At 58.2% G+C, this 15,904-nt stretch carries 10 protein-coding genes; 2 read left to right on the top strand and 8 right to left on the bottom strand.

Annotated features, from left to right (window positions below; genetic code table 11):
* Positions 1-3: 3 nt before the first annotated feature.
* The 5 genes from GLP43_RS01980 to GLP43_RS02000 form a co-directional block, all read right to left on the bottom strand.
* Complete coding sequence (locus GLP43_RS01980; RefSeq protein ID WP_009825641.1) at positions 4-1,464, bottom strand: biotin carboxylase; 1,461 nt, start codon at positions 1,462-1,464, stop codon at positions 4-6.
* Between the two features lie 23 nt (positions 1,465-1,487).
* A complete protein-coding gene (locus GLP43_RS01985) occupies positions 1,488-4,226 on the bottom strand; it encodes an aminotransferase class I/II-fold pyridoxal phosphate-dependent enzyme (RefSeq protein WP_005850610.1) in 2,739 nt (912 codons plus the stop codon).
* Between the two features lie 83 nt (positions 4,227-4,309).
* The gene (locus GLP43_RS01990; protein ID WP_237277990.1) at positions 4,310-5,416 is read right to left on the bottom strand and encodes a carbon-nitrogen hydrolase family protein; all 1,107 of its coding nucleotides are present in this window, start codon (positions 5,414-5,416) and stop codon (positions 4,310-4,312) included.
* Positions 5,417-5,583: 167 nt separating this feature from the next.
* Positions 5,584-8,352 (bottom strand): TRAP transporter permease, encoded by a 2,769-nt coding sequence (locus GLP43_RS01995; protein WP_237277991.1) that lies wholly within the window; start codon positions 8,350-8,352, stop codon positions 5,584-5,586.
* Between the two features lie 123 nt (positions 8,353-8,475).
* Positions 8,476-9,435 (bottom strand): TAXI family TRAP transporter solute-binding subunit, encoded by a 960-nt coding sequence (locus GLP43_RS02000; protein WP_237277992.1) that lies wholly within the window; start codon positions 9,433-9,435, stop codon positions 8,476-8,478.
* 446 nt (positions 9,436-9,881) lie between these two features.
* Between GLP43_RS02000 and GLP43_RS02005 the strand changes: the two genes are divergently transcribed.
* Complete coding sequence (locus tag GLP43_RS02005) at positions 9,882-11,498, top strand: FMN-binding glutamate synthase family protein (protein WP_237277993.1); 1,617 nt, start codon at positions 9,882-9,884, stop codon at positions 11,496-11,498.
* Between the two features lie 70 nt (positions 11,499-11,568).
* Here GLP43_RS02005 and gabT read toward each other — a convergent pair whose 3' ends face one another.
* Positions 11,569-12,963: a 4-aminobutyrate--2-oxoglutarate transaminase gene (gene gabT, locus GLP43_RS02010; protein WP_237277994.1), complete on the bottom strand. Its 1,395-nt coding sequence runs from the start codon at positions 12,961-12,963 to the stop codon at positions 11,569-11,571.
* 178 nt (positions 12,964-13,141) lie between these two features.
* Between gabT and GLP43_RS02015 the strand changes: the two genes are divergently transcribed.
* Positions 13,142-13,693 carry a cupin domain-containing protein gene (locus GLP43_RS02015; protein WP_237277995.1) on the top strand — a complete coding sequence of 184 codons (552 nt, stop codon included), beginning with the start codon at positions 13,142-13,144 and terminating at the stop codon, positions 13,691-13,693.
* A gap of 43 nt (positions 13,694-13,736) precedes the next feature.
* On the opposite strand, the gene GLP43_RS02020 is transcribed toward GLP43_RS02015, so the two are convergent.
* Complete coding sequence (locus GLP43_RS02020; RefSeq protein ID WP_237277996.1) at positions 13,737-13,886, bottom strand: hypothetical protein; 150 nt, start codon at positions 13,884-13,886, stop codon at positions 13,737-13,739.
* A gap of 295 nt (positions 13,887-14,181) precedes the next feature.
* Entirely contained in the window at positions 14,182-15,903 is a 1,722-nt protein-coding gene (locus GLP43_RS02025) for a sensor histidine kinase (RefSeq protein ID WP_237277997.1), read from the bottom strand.
* Position 15,904 lies beyond the last annotated feature (1 nt).

The following is a 15,904-nucleotide window of genomic DNA, read 5'->3' on the forward strand; positions in this document are numbered from 1 at the left end:
TGCTTAGAGGATTTTGAACGCCGGATCAGACATCGCCGGACCCGCCTCTGCGACGGGCAGAGGACGACCGTTCACCGATTGCTTGATCCCGTGAATCCACTTTTTCGCGCGCTCATTCAACTGGAAAGACTTCGTCATCGACCGACCGCGGGTCACAAGGATGCCAATATCGGCCCCTTCATAGCGGTAATCCCCCGGTTGCAGGATGCGCAGGAAGAACGCTTCGTTCTCGGACTCAACGGCGCGACGGTGATAATCGAAACGGTCGAACACAACGCGGCCATCTTCCAGCATCTTGTAAATGCCTGTTTCGGGCGCTTCGGTGCAGATATCGACGCTGTCTTCGGTATGTTTGATCACCATCTGGCTCCAACCGTCGATCATCTCGGGGTCGGCCCAACGGTTGTTCAGCTCTTCAACATCCAGATTGAACTTCTTCTTGCTGAATTCCAGCAGGTGGAACAGGAAAAGAGGCGCATCCGCATGGGCAAAGGCGGCGTGGTTCGTCATTGACGACGCGCCCGTGATGCGCGGGTTCAGTTCGCCCAGCCAGATGTCACCGGTCTTTTTGTCGATCAGGAAGTCGAGCTCGAAATAGCCGCGATAACCTTCCTTGCGCAGCTGTTCGCCGAACTTATAGGTCAGCTCGCGCGCTTTCTGACGGACCTTGGGCGGGAAGGCGGTCGACAGGATTTCATTGCCACACCAGCCCCCGCGATAGGGCGTCAAATCCTTGAAACCGACCAGTTCCGTCATCAAGGGGCCAACGATCGTGCCTTCTTTGGTGGCACATGCCTCGATCGCGGAACCGCGGCAGTCGATCCGCTTCATTATCTTGATCTCGCCCTCGCCAACGATCTCGGATTCATGACGGCGGAAGTCTGCTTCGGACTTGATAAAGAACGTCGTGTGGCCACTGTCACCAAAGGCGGATTGCAGCACCAGATCGTGACCAATCCCGGCCTTCTCGCAGGTCTTTTTGAGGTCTTCGTAATCTTTGACCTCGGCCAGCACGTTCGGCACCGACGGCACACCGGCCTTGTTGCCGATCCGCACGGTTTCGATCTTGTTGTCCATCTTTTGGCGCAGCTTGGCCTTGGGAAACCAGACATCCGCCCCCAGTTCTTTCGACAGACGTTCGGTTTCCTCGTCGAACATCAGGAACACGAACTTGGGCTTGCCACCGCGCCGCTTGACGAAGTCGATCACCTCTTTGTGCTGCAACAGATAGTTGTTGATGTCTTCGATGCTCTGGAATTCAGCGTGGGGCTGTTCCGAGGGGCAGAACACGTTGGGGTGCTTGCCGCCGTAGCAGTCGATGTAACAGATATATTTAAAGTTTTTCACCCATTCATCGAGACCAAGAAGGTTAAAGTTCGTGGCCGAGATAAAGTAAACAGGGTCTTCGTTACGGTGAAAGAACCGACGAATTTCCGAGATATTCTTGAGAACAGTCGTTGCCATGATATTTGGTCCTTTGCTTAATCTTAGTCAGGTGAAGACGACAGGTTTTTCTTGCGCACCCGTTTCAGCGCCGCATCCGTAAAGACGCGCAGCCCCAGATCGGGGCGGTAACCGTGAATTTCGCTGACGTCCAAATTCCGCATGAACGACAGGATTTCCTGGCTTACCACCTGTCCGGGGACGAGGATGGGAAAGCCGGGGGGATAGGGGATGATAAAGCTGGCGGACACGACCGTCTGGTTGGCGTCCATCGCCTCTTTCAGCGTACCGTTCAGCTCTAGGTAATCGGTGTTCTTCTCGTCATAGGCGAGGAAGAACGCCGTGCGGATATCCCCTTCGGAGGTGACGTCGTCGTTGCGGAAGGCCTCGTGAAAGCGGCTGAAGTCCGGCAGCGGCGGGTAGTTCTCCATCAGGTTGGCAACGCGGTTGTCGAAAGACCGACGCTCCATCTTGCTGGCGTCATCCAGACGATCATCCAGCGATTTCGCGATCTCGACCAGCACCTCGATCAGATAGGCGACGCTGGACCGCGTGGTGCCTATATTGGTCATGAACAAGACCGTGTTGCGCGAGGTCTTGTTGATCTGGATACCGTATTTATCCATCAGGATATCGGTCTTGAACGTGTCACCGTCCCAGCCCGTCCCACCGACCAGCAGCGTCACACGGCTGGCATCAAGGACGAACTGGTCTTTCTCCCAGCAGTCCCACATATCGGTCCAGCCCTGTTCCTGATGGTAATAGCTGGTCACCCCGCTTTCGCGGTATTCCTCGGGGATCATGTCGCCCGCTGTCAGCACCTTAAAGTATTTGCTTAGTAGCGGGTGGTCGGCAATCGCACGACGCATGGACAAAGCGGCCTCGATCTGGCGCTGCACGAATTCGAAGCCTTCAAGTTCTACCTGACGCCGGCCCACATCAAGCGAGGCGATGATCTGGTAGTTCGGCGAGGTCGAGGTATGGGTCATATAGGCTTCGTGGAAGCTTTGTTCGACCTCGCCCTTAAAGTCCTGATCATTCACGTGAATCATCGACCCCTGCCGGAGCGAGGTCAGCGTTTTATGGGTTGATTGCGTGGTATAGACCCGCACCCGCGAATCCGGCGCAGGGATCAACCGCGTGTTCAGCAGCGTCTCGTCGTCGGCATCCTTTAGTTCAGCCTGCTGCTTTTCATAGGCGATGCGGTGGTCGTCCGACTTGAACCGCGCGCGCAGCGTATTGGCCGCGTTCATACCTGTACGCTGGCGGTAGGTGGGGTTGAAACGGGCAAAGGCGAACCACGCCTCGTCCCACAGGAAGATGAGGTCAGGCTTGATCGCCAGACATTCCTCCATCACCCGTTCGACGTTATAGACCAGCCCGTCAAAGGTGCAGTTGGTCAGCAGCAACATGCGCACCTGATCCAGCTTGCCCGCAGCCTTGAGCGCCAGAAGCTGATGCTTGATCTCGCGCAGGGGCACGGCACCGTACATCGAATATTCATTCAGCGGATAGCTATCAAGATAGCACACTTGCGCCCCCGCCAGCACCATCCCGTAGTGGTGGGATTTGTGGCAATCGCGGTCGACCAGCACGATGTCCCCGGGGCGCACCAGAGCCTGCACCACGATCTTGTTGCAGGTCGAAGTGCCATTGGTGGCAAAGAAGGTTTGCTTGGACCCGAAGGCGCGGCTGGCGAGCTCTTGCGCCTCTTTGATCGGCCCGTGCGGTTCGAGCAAGCTGTCCAACCCGCCCGAGGTGGCAGAGGTTTCGGCCAAAAAGATGTTCGGCCCGTAGAACGCGCCCATATCCTGAATCCAATGCGACCGCGTGATCGACTTGCCGCGGCTGATCGGCATCGCGTGAAAGACACCCGTGGGCTGTTTGGAATATTCGACAAGCGCGGTGAAGAACGGCGATTTGTTCCGCGCCTGCACCCCGCGCAGAATGTTCAGGTGCAGCTCCATAAAGTCTTCTTGGTTATAAAAGACCCGACGGCAGATCCCCAGATCCAGACCCGCGATATCCTCGACCGACCGTTCGGTCACCAGATAGGCGTCGAGCTCGGGGCGAACCTTGGCGATCATGCGGCAAAGCTCGGGGCCGTAGTTCTCGGGTTGAAGTTTGTCGATCTCCTCCTGCCCGCCAGCGCGCGCGAGGTAGCGGACCAGTATCGTCTCGTCCATCTTGGACTTGAGCGTCAGGCCCGGGCGCACAACGATGGCTTGGATGTTGTGGTTGAACAGCACCGCGATCAGCGCGTCTTCGATGGATTTGACCACCACGGCTTCGTAGTGGAACGGGTCTTCGGGGCGGCGCATCCGGCTGACGTTGGATTTCAGCCAGCGCTCTTGCTGGTCGTTCACATCATCGACGATGAGCACCTCGAAATACGGTTTGGTCAGCGCCCGCGCTTCGGGGGAGAGCATCGCCTCGTCGTCATGTTCGTCGTGATCGATGCTGTCGCGTTCCAGTGGGATGGTGCGACGGCGATAGGCCCCTGTTGTCAGCGCCCGCGTGATGCGGTTCACCGCAAAGGCCATGTCGTCAAAGCTGTTGTTATTCAGCATCCGCTGCAGGTGTTCGAACGCTGCCATGCCCGGAAAGGCCCAATAGGGTTCGATCAGCGACAGGGAGTCAAACAGCGCTGCGCATTTGCTGCGCAGGGCTTCGATTTCCTTGGCTGTGGTGGCGCGGGTCAGGCCGCTCGCCGCTTCACGCAGCGCGCTCCATCGGTCGGACCTCAGCTGAATTGCCGACGAATAATCGTTCATAGAATGCATCAATCGTACTCCGCTTTGGGCGGTCGACTGCTGCATCCCGGTGTCCGGCACTTTTGAAAAGCGCCGGACCTGAACGCCGCAGCCTAGCCGCTAGATGTCGTCCCGTCGCCCGGCAGATCACTGGGCTTTACGGGTGGATTAGGTGTCGCCGCAGCAGGTGCCGCGGGTGTTTCGACAGGGGCCGTGATATTGGCAGTCCCCGCCGTTGGATTTGGCAGCGGCTCGGGGGCAAAGCCCGGCTGAACCGCAGGTGTCGTTGTTTCATGCCCTTTGAACACGGGCGCGTCCGGTACCCGCTGCGCGGGCACATCGACGTGCAGACCGGCGCGGGTGCCCTGGTGGGGCACCTCAAGCGGGCCAAGCGTGTTCAGATAGGCGTCCGTTCCGCTGGAACGGTCATAGATCGAGAAGTCGGTAGACCGGTCGCGGAAGGATTTAAGCACCTGCCCCAGACCCTTCATGCCGGTTTCGCGCTGACGACGCACCATCGATAGATCGACTTCGATCGGGAACATGTCTTCCTGACCGGCGGACTGGTGCAGGACCATCGACGTCGGATCGACGACCAGCGATTTGCCGACGCCACCTGCGCCCAAGCCGTTGACAGCAAAGACATAGCACTGGAACTGCGCCGCGGTCGCGCGGGCAATCGCGAGCTCTGCGTCGCGGTCGGTGGTCCCGGTCAGAACCGGTGTCAGCAGAACCTCGACGCCTTGGCTGGTCAACTGGCGCGTGGTTTCGGGGAACCACATGTCATAGCAGATCGACAAGCCGAAACGGCCGACTTCCGGCACGTCGAAAACACAGAATTCGGTGCCTGCCGCGATGCCGGATTCATAGGGCCGGAACGGGAACATCTTGGCGTAGCGGCGGATGATTTCGCCCTCGGGGTTGATCACCACAGCGGTGTTATACACGCGCCCGTCCTCGGGGTTCTTGAGGAACATGGAGCCGGGGATCAGCCAGACACGGTGCTTGCGCGCAGCGGCCTGAAACACCTCGAGCGTTTCATTCTCGGGGGGCAATGCAAACCGGTCAAGCGGGCCAAAGGGGGCCAGCTCGGAAAACAGGACCATCTGGGTCCAGGGAAAACGCGCCATCAGGATGTCCAGTCGCTGGATCATGCCATCGACGTTGGACTCCAGCGCGTTGACGTACATCTGCACGCCTGCAATCGCAAAAGGTGTCATAACTTGTCACTCCGTCCAAACGGGCGGAAGGGGCCGGAAATACTCCGCCCATACGCCCAAGGTGACAAGTCCATACTCCCATTGTTGGGAATATTAAACACGTGACGTGATGGCGAACCCACCGTCATTTGCATGGCTTCTATGCGTAACATGCACAAACTAATCTGTTACACCACCGCCGCTTTGCGGGCCGCACGTGCATTGCGGCCCCGTTGCATGACAACCACGAGGGCCAGCAACAACAGCGCGGGGATAAACATCCAGTATTTACTTGGGGTTGCGACGGGTTTGAGCACGCGCAGCACCTCTTGGTCCCAATCCAGACCCGCCGATTGCGCGGCAGAGTTGTACAGAACGTCGTCGATGAACATCTGGTCGCCCTCGACACGGGTGATCACGCCGGCAGCCTCCAGCCGTTCTTCGCCCGTGGTGCCTTCTTTGATTGGCAGAAGGGCGACAAATTCGATCGGATCGCCCAGATCATTGATACCCGCGACGCGCAGGCGCAGATCCTCCCCAAGCGGTGTGTCGGCCGCGGCCTGCACAATCTCGGCCGGTGCTTCTTCGGTATAGGGCGGAAAGACCATATCCATCCAGAAACCGGGCCGGAACAGGGTAAAGGCGATCAGCAGAAGGGCAATCGTCTCGTAGAAGCGGTTCCGCGCAAGGAACCAGCCCTGGGTCGCCGCTGCAAACAGCAGCATCGCAAACGTCGCGACAATGAAGACGAATATACCCTGCACCATCGTCACATCGATCAGCAGAAGTTCGGTGTTGAAGATGAACAGGAACGGCAGCGCCGCCGTCCGCAAGCTGTAGAAGAACGCGACGACACCGGTCTTGATCGGATCCCCACCAGACACAGCAGCGGCGGCAAAGCTCGCCAGCCCGACCGGAGGCGTCACATCAGCCATGATGCCAAAGTAGAATACGAACAGGTGCACGGCGATCAGCGGCACGATCAGTCCGTTCTGCTGCCCCAGTGTCACAATGACAGGTGCCAGCAGGGCCGACACAACGATATAGTTTGCCGTTGTCGGCAACCCCATCCCAAGGATCAGCGACAGGATCGCGGTCAGGAACAAGATCGCAAGGATATTGCCGCCCGACAGTACCTCGACCACATCGGCAAGTGCAGACCCAACGCCGGTCTGGCTGACGACACCGACGATGATACCGGCGGTCGCCGTGGCGATACCGATACCGATCATGTTGCGCGCCCCGACGACCAAGCCGTCGATCAGGTCACGCACCCCCGCGACCACATCATTGGCAAACTGGCTTTCGCCCCGGAAAATCGCCATCAGCGGGCGCTGTGTCACAAGGATAAAGATCATGTAGGTCGTGGCCCAGAACGCCGACAGGCCAGGGGACAGACGGTCCACCATCAAGGCCCAGACCAGAACGACGATCGGCAGGATAAAGTGCAGGCCCGACCGCACCGTTGGACCGGGCAAGGGCAGACGCGTCACCGGCTCGTTCGGATCGTCCAGTACCAGCGGCTCTTCCTTCGACCCGATATACAGCAGACCGGCATAGACCGCGGTCAGCAGCACAAAGATGATATAGCCTGCCGTCTCGGGGAACGCAGGACGCAGCCAGCCCATGCCATAGTAGACAGCAAAGCTCAGCGCGCAGATGCAGGCGATGATAAAGGCAGACACCAGCAAACGCTGCACAATCGGCTTGGGCGTATAGGGGCGTTCCAGCCCGACCATACCGGCCTTCAGCGCTTCGAGATGCACAATATACACCAGCGCGATGTAGGAGATCACCGCAGGCAGAAACGCGTGTTTCACCACATCGAAATAGGGGATGCCCACATATTCAACCATCAGGAAGGCCGCGGCCCCCATGACGGGCGGCATGATCTGACCGTTGACCGAAGACGCAACCTCGACCGCGCCAGCCTTTTCAGAGCTGAACCCCACCTTTTTCATCAGCGGAATGGTAAATGTCCCCGTGGTCACCACGTTAGCGATAGAGGAGCCAGAAATCAGCCCCGTCATGGCAGAGGACACAACAGCAGCCTTCGCAGGTCCGCCTTTCATGTGGCCCATCATGCTGAAGGCGACCTGGATGAAATAGTTACCGGCACCGGCCTTATCCAGCAGCGCGCCGAACAGGACGAAGAGGAATACGAAAGACGTCGACACACCAAGCGCGATGCCGAACACACCTTCGGTGGTGATCCACTGGTGGTTCACGATCTCGGAAAGCGAGTTGCCCTTATGCGCGATGATATCCGGCATCATCGGCCCCAAGACGTTGTAGACAAGAAAGACCGACGCAACGATCATCAGCGCGGGCCCAAGGGCGCGGCGCGTTGCCTCTAGCAGGATCATGATGCCGATCACGAAAACGACCGTATCTTGCATGTTCGGTGCACCGACACGGCCCGAGATTTCGCGATAGTACACAAACAGATACAGCGCAGCCGCCGCGCCAACCAGCGCCAAGGCCCATTCCCACAGCGGGATACGGTCCTTGGGCGATCCAAGCACAACAGTTGCGACAATGGCGATGGCGACCAGCGGGATCCACCAGGTCGGCGTGCCGTCTTTAGCCGCGACCATAAACAGATAGGCCAGCACGACGGGCACGATAATCCCCAGCCCCAGTTGCACCTTGGTGCGCGCGGCGGGGAAGGCGGCGATGCCAAGGAAGATAGCAAAGGCCAGGTGGATTGACCGGGCTTCGGTGTCATTAAAAACACCCCAGCCGAAAACAAAAGGAAGCGGGGAGGCGATCCACAGCTGGAACAGCGACCATGCCAGCGCGGTCAACGCCAGAAAGACGCCAACGCTACCGGTCGCTGACCTGCCGCCCGTGTCCGAAGACGCGACAAGTTCGTCCAGTTCGCTTTGGCTCAGCCCGCCTTTTCCGGCGGCTTCGGCTTCTACAGCGGCGGCTTGGTGTTGATCGTTCTGTGACATCTTCGTCCCCTTGGCGGCCCCGTATCAGGACAGGTGCACGTTTATTGTCGTTCTGCTGCGGTCGTTGCCGCAGGATGCGAACGCGAGGCTGTCCTCGCGTTCGCTAATGGTCAAACGGCGGGCTTATTCAATCCAGCCACGCTCTTTGTAGTACTTCGCCGCACCATCATGCAGAGGGGCGGACAGACCGTCCTTGATCATCTCTTCTTCTTTGAGGTTCTCAAACGCGGGGTGCAGCTTTTTGAAGCGGTCAAAATTGTCGAACACAGCTTTTACAACTTCGTATACGACTTCTTCGTCCACATCAGCGGAGGTCACAAAGGTCGCTTTCACGCCGAATGTTTTCACATCCGCGTCGGTGCCTTTGTACATGCCACCGGGGATGGTGGAGTATGCGTAGAAGGGGTTGTCAGCGACCAGCTTGTCGATGGCTTCGCCTTCAACCGGCACCAGCTTGGCGTCAACGGTGGATACGGCTTCCTGGATCGACCCGTTGGGGTGGCCCACGGTGTAGATGATCGCGTCGACCTTGTTATCGCCCAAAGCGGCAGCCTGTTCGGCTGGCTTCAGCTCGGATGCGAGCGCGAAGTCATCCATGGTCCAGCCTTTGGCGTCCAGAACGACTTCCATCGTGGCGCGCTGACCGGAACCGGGGTTGCCGACGTTGACGCGTTTGCCTTTCAGATCGTCAAAGCTTTCGATGCCGGAATCGGCACGCGCGATGACGTTGAAGGGTTCGGCGTGTACGGAAAAGACCGCGCGTTCTTTGTCGAACTTGTCACCTTCGAACTGCGAAGACCCGTTGTACGCGTGGAACTGCCAGTCGGACTGGGCAACGCCCATGTCCATGTCACCCGCCTTGATGGCGTTGATGTTGGCGATGGAACCACCGGTGGACGGAGCGGTACATTTCAGGCCGGTTTCGGCGCTGTCACGGTTTACCAAGCGGCAGATCGACTGACCCACAACAAAGTAGACACCGGTCTGGCCGCCGGTCCCGATGGTGATGAATTTCTCCTGCGCGGTGGCGGCGGTACCCGCGACCAGTGCAGAGGCGATGGCGATGGACTTGAAAATAGTCATTTGAAGTCTCCCAACTTAATTGTCTGAACACACGTCATTGATGCGCATGCTCTCCGTCATGGTTGAAATGAGCGCAGATATTCCGAAGCAAAACAAGCTGATTTATTGCGATTTTTCCCCGAAATAATGCTCTGACCCTGTGCGAATCGCGGCGTGAAATCATGAATTACTTTCACTATGCGGTACACATGGCCCGCGTCATTTAGGGGACGCGGATGGTAAATCGCAACGCGAAAAACGATGTAATAAACTGATTTTCCATATTTATTTCACTCCCCCCAATCCCGTCCCTAAAAATACTAGCGCGTGACGGCACAAAATCAAAACTGCGCGCCGGGATATGCGCCGGACATCTGCCTTCGCCGCGCGGTACATTCGGAATATTTGTGCTATATAACCGAAAAAGCAGCAATTTTTCGACCCAGACGCGCCAGCAGGAGCCCTACATGAAAGCACTCAAGTCCCTCGGCCGCTTTGGCCTTTTTGCGATTGTCATCGTCCTTTTCGGCGCGTTCGCGATGCTCACAGCGCTGTGGTCGTGGTGGATGGTCCTCCCGGCGGTGATCTTCGGCATCCTCGCGGTGATGGGGGTGTACGACCTGATCCAGAGCAAACATTCCATCCTGCGCAACTATCCGGTGCTGGGGCACATGCGGTTTTTCTTTGAAGGTATCCGCCCGGAAATCAGGCAGTATCTGATTGAATCCGATCAGGACGAAGAACCCTTCAGCCGTGATGACCGGTCGCTGGTGTATCAACGCGCCAAAGGCGTGGAAGACGCGCGGCCTTTTGGCACGCGGATGCGGGTCTATGATGCGGGGTATTCATGGGTCACCCATTCGGTCCAGCCGGTCCATATCACCGACACGGATTTTCGCGTGACCATCGGCAACAAGGACTGCAAGCAGCCCTATGACGCGTCGATCTACAATATCTCGGCGATGAGCTTTGGGTCGCTGTCGGCCAATGCGATCAGCGCCCTGAACAAGGGGGCCAAGATGGGTCAGTTCGCCCATGACACCGGCGAAGGCGGGATCAGCCGCTATCACCGCGAGGGGGGCGGCGACCTGATCTATGAAATCGGATCGGGCTATTTTGGCTGCCGCACAGAAGACGGGCAGTTCGACCCCGACAAGTTCAAGGAGCAGGCCGCAAACGAACAGATCAAGATGATCGAGCTTAAGTTGAGCCAGGGTGCCAAACCCGGTCATGGTGGCATGCTGCCCGCGTCGAAGATCAGTGCCGAGATCGCTGCGGCGCGGGGCATCCCGATGGGGCATGACTGCATCTCGCCCGCCGCCCATTCGGCGTTCACCTCTCCTGTGCAGATGATGGAGTTTCTGGGTAAGCTGCGCGATCTGTCGGGCGGCAAGCCTGTGGGGTTCAAACTGTGCATCGGCCACCAGCGTGAATTCATGTGTATGGTCAAGGCGATGCTGGACACGGGGATCGTGCCTGACTTTATCGTCGTCGACGGCACCGAAGGCGGCACGGGCGCTGCCCCGCTTGAGTTCGCCAACCACGTCGGCATGCCGATGGTCGAGGGGCTGACCTTTGTGCACAACACCCTGCGCGGTGCCGGTATTCGCGATCAGGTGAAACTAGGCGCGGCGGGCAAGGTCGTATCAGCCTTTGATATCGCCCGTGCGCTGGCTTTGGGCGCGGATTGGTGCAACTCCGCCCGCGGGTTCATGTTTGCGGTGGGCTGTATCCAGGCACAGGCGTGCCACACCAATCACTGCCCCGTCGGCGTCGCGACCCAAGACTCCACCCGTCAGCGGGCTTTGGATGTGGATGACAAAAGCCAGCGTGTCGCGCGGTTCCACCGCAATACGCTGATGGCCTTGGGCGAGATGACAGGCGCCGCCGGTCTAGAGCACCCCAGCGATTTCCTGCCCCGCCATATGATGATGCGGCAAAGCGATAACAGCATGGTGCAGGGTGATCAGGTCTATGGCTACCTGCCCGAAGGTTATCTGCTGGATGATCAATCGCCCGACTATAACGGCAATAAAACCCGTTGGGCGCGGGCGCAGGCCGACAGCTTTGTACCGTTTGATTAAACGCGCCCAAGGCTAAAAACACAAAAGGCGCGCAGGTTTCCCGGCGCGCCTTTCATTATGAAGTCAGAGCTTACTTTGCTTCTTCGGCGACCGCGGCAGCGACGGCGGCTTCGAAAATCTCGAGCCCCTCTTTGATTATCGCATCCGACGCGGTCAGCGGCACCATGACGCGCACGGCGTTGCCCTGCATGCCACAGCTCAGCAGCAGCAGACCGCGCTTGAGCGCGTGAGCAATGACGCGTTTGGTGAAATCACCGTCCGGTGTTGCGGTGTCAAAGTCGGTCACAAACTCGACCGCGACCATCGCACCCAGACCGCGGATATCCCACATGCGGAACGGCGCAGAGCGTGCGCCGATCTCGGCAAAGCGCGCCTTGAGGTGTTCACCCATGTCCAGCGACCGCTGCAGCAGGCCTTCTTCCTCGATCGCCTCGATCGCGGCAAGCGCTGCGGCACAGGCGACGGGGTTGCCGCCGTAAGTGCCACCCAAGCCGCCGGGGATCATCGCGTCCATCACATCAGCGCGGCCAATCACACCTGCCAGAGGATAGCCACCCGCCATCGACTTTGCGACGGTGATCAGATCGGGCGCAACGCCGGAGTGTTCGATGGCAAACCATTTGCCGGTCCGGCCAAAGCCCGCCTGAACCTCGTCGGCGATCAGCATGATACCGTGCTGGTCACAGATCTCGCGCAGCTGTTGCATCATCTCGAACGGCACGGGGGTATACCCACCCTCACCCAAGACGGGTTCGATGATGATGGCGGCCACACGTTCGGGCTGCGCATCGGTCAGGAACAGGTTCTTCAGGCCGGTGATCGCATCCTCGACCGTGATCCCGTCGCGAGGCGATGGGAAAGGCGCGCGGAAGATATCGGACGGGAAGGGGCCAACGTCTTTTTTGTAAGGAGAGATTTTACCCGTCATCCCCAGCGTCAGCAGCGTGCGCCCGTGGTAGCCACCGGTAAAGGCAATCACACCGGGGCGGCCGGTTGCAGCCCGCGCGATCTTGACCGCGTTTTCCACCGCCTCGGCGCCCGTGGTCACCAGTAGCGTTTTCTTGGGCGCGTCACCGGGGGCCAGCGCGTTCAGCTTTTCCGCCAGTTCGATATAGGGGGCGTAGGGCACAACCTGAAAGCTGGTGTGCGTGTATTGGTCTTCTTGCGCCTTGGCTGCCGCGATCACCTTGGGGTGACGGTGGCCGGTGTTCAGCACGCCAATGCCGCCGACGAAGTCGATGTAGCGGTTGCCATCCACGTCCCAAAGTTCCGCGTTTTCGGCGTATTTCGCATAGATCGGCGCGGCAGAGGCAACGCCACGTGGAACAGCCTGTTCACGGCGCGCGATCAACTGAGCGTTGGTTTCGACAGATACGTTTGCATCAAGCATGTCGGGCACGACGCTACTTTTTGCCGGTTTCTTTGCAGCGGCCTTGCGCGGCTGCTTTTTGACAGTACTAGGCATATACAAATCCTCTTGTTGAAACGCGACCCGCGTTTAAAATCCTCTTATTGCGTTTAATTTAATTGTCAATATAGATTTGCCTCAGCGCGCGTCGTCTGTTGAGGCTGCGCCAAAATTTGCCTGTGATCGCACCAAGATACGGGTTAGGAAGCTGACAGAAATAATCCGGGGACCGGACGTGGACATAGGTCAAAGACTAAGATCGATTCGAGAAGAACGCGGCCTGTCTCAGCGCGAACTGGCGACCAAGGCAGGGCTGACCAACGGCACCATCTCCCTGATCGAGAAGAACAAGACGAGCCCATCGGTTGCGTCCTTGAAAAGCCTGCTGGACGCGATCCCGATCAGCATGGCTGAATTCTTTTCAACGCTGGAAGATACGCAATCGCCCAAGGTCTTCTACCGCGAGAGCGAGTTCACCAAAGTATCCCCGACCAGTGACGGTCAGGTGTCGTTGCGCCAGCTTGGCAATGCGGAGCAACACTCCTTGCAGGTGCTGCACGAAACCTACCCGCCCGGCGCGGACACAGGGCCCGAACTGCTGGTGCATGAGGGCGAAGAAGCTGGCGTGGTTATTTCCGGAGAGATCGAGGTTACGGTAGACGAAGCCGTCGCCGTTCTGGCACCGGGGGATGGCTATCTTTTTGACAGCCGCTTGCCGCACCGGTTCAGAAACATCGGCGACGTACAATGCATTGTCGTAAGTGCATGTACGCCGCCGAGTTTTTGAATTCGTTTTCTTGACGTGCGGATGGCCCGCACTAAACCTTTGATTATCGCTCGTCGTCGCGCCGGATATGGCTATGCAATGACGATCTTTGGCGCTTTTTCTCTTCGCTACCGCGTTGCGTGGTCAGCGAAACGATAGCGATTGCGGCCAAAGCGAGAATCAAAAATGAAGCCATAAACAAATCTGTCGTCATTGATGCCTCCTATACGCTTGTGTGGCTCGTTCAGGATAATAACAGCCCACGGGTCACATGGTTCCATGCGCTGGAGGGCGTAAATGCTGCGCCGCAGAGCGTGCGCGGAGCTTTGCTGAGACGGCGAATGTCGTCTGACATACGCGATTGGGACCACTTCTGTCGCGAAACCACCGAAAGTCCCATGATTCCTGCAGTTTGCACCCCGACAGGCCCCGCTGGCTGGGACGCGAAGGATTCACCGCCGACATACTGAAAATAAATTTAATTTTACCGAGTTTTCTGCGCCGAACCCTCAGTAGTCGTAGACTTCTTTCGCCTGCAGCGGCACGTGGAATTCGACGCTCAGCGTATACGTGCCTTCTTCATCGATGATCTCTACCTGCCCGTTCAACTGACGCGAGAACGCGTTGATCAACCGAGAACCAAGGCCGGTCCCTGCTTCGGGATCAATATTGCCGGTGGTGTTCTTAACAAACAGCAACGCCATTTCCGGCTGGGTATGAGACAGGCTCACCTCGATATGTCCCTTTGCCTTGCCGTCGGCGGCGACATATTTCAGCGCATTGGTAATCGCCTCGGACACCAGCAACGTCAGCGGTGCGGCGTCGTCGGGGTCAAGCTGAACTGCTTCGTAGTTTTGCGACACTGTCACGCCAGAGCCGGACGGCAGACCCACGCTCAGAAGCTGGTTCACAATCTCATGCATCAGCGCACCACCGTCGACGCGGGTCAGGTTGTCGTTCTGATAGAGGCTTTTGTGCACTGTCGCGAGGCTCAGGATACGATCCTGCAGGCGCTGCAACACCCGTTTCGCATCGGGCGTGGCCGCCTGACGGATCTGCATGTTCATGATCGAAGAGATCAGCTGAAGGTTATTCTTCACCCGGTGATGCACTTCTTTCAGCAGAATATTTTTTTGCCGCAGGTTGTCCTCTAGCGACGCTTCATCCCGTAGGATCGATTCCGCCATACCGACAAAGGCATGCTCCATATTCACGATCTCAGTCGGGACGACACCCCCCAAAGGCGTGCGCGGCAGGGTTCTGTTCAACGCGAAATGGCGCATCTGACGCCCAAGTTTACGAATGTGCTTGATCGCCAGACGGTTCAGCGCCCAAAACGCCACGACAAGGCTTGCGAGCCACATCGCCACCGGCAGCACGAAGCTAAGCGTTGTCATCGCACCCGCCTTGAGCAACGGGGAATCCTCGGGCCAGACGCTCATGGCGTAGGCAACACCGGGGACGATGGGCAAAACGGCGTAGACGCGGTCCTGCCCTTGCTGGTTGGTATCGTGGAAGACGCGACCAGACTGGCCCACATACCATTTCAACGCGGCAAAGGACGGCAGCTCTTGCTCGGCCGCTTCAACACCATTTTTAGTCGTCAGGATGTCGCCCTGCGCGTTGAAGGTCAGCATCGCGATCGGCTGCGACCCTGTCTCGGGCACCGGTGCGTCGTTAAAAACCTTTTCGGGAATGGACAGGTTGATAAAGCCGATCAGCTCTTCTTCCACCTTAAGCGGGTTGGTGACGATCAGCACCGGTTCCTTGCTTTGCGCCGGCGTGCTGGTGACATTCGTCATGCGACTTTTGTGTTCGATCATCTTTTGAAATACAGGCCGGTCCGAAACGTTTCCCGAAACGCCTGTCGACACGCAGTCCATCCGCCCGTCGTTTTGGATGAAGCTTGCGACTGTATAAAGGTCAGAGGATTGCTGATATTCCCGCATGAAGGCGCTGCATGACACATTGTCAGACTTGATCAGTTTGACCACGGACGCCAAAGCCGCCGCTGCGCCGAACGCTTCCTGAATGGTGCCGCTTTCCTTCGCCGATGCTTGCTCTGTGATGGCAAGCAGCGACAGTTCGGCATTCTCGAGGTTCTGCTCCGCAATCTCTCGCGTCTGCACAACGGCGATCAAACCGATGGGCAGCAACGCAAGCGATAGGAAAAGCAGCACGCGAAACGCGAGGCCACGAAAGATATTGGTGGACAGAAACCCCGACGTCACG

The organism is Sulfitobacter sp. M39 (genome assembly GCF_021735935.1).
GTDB lineage: Bacteria > Pseudomonadota > Alphaproteobacteria > Rhodobacterales > Rhodobacteraceae > Sulfitobacter.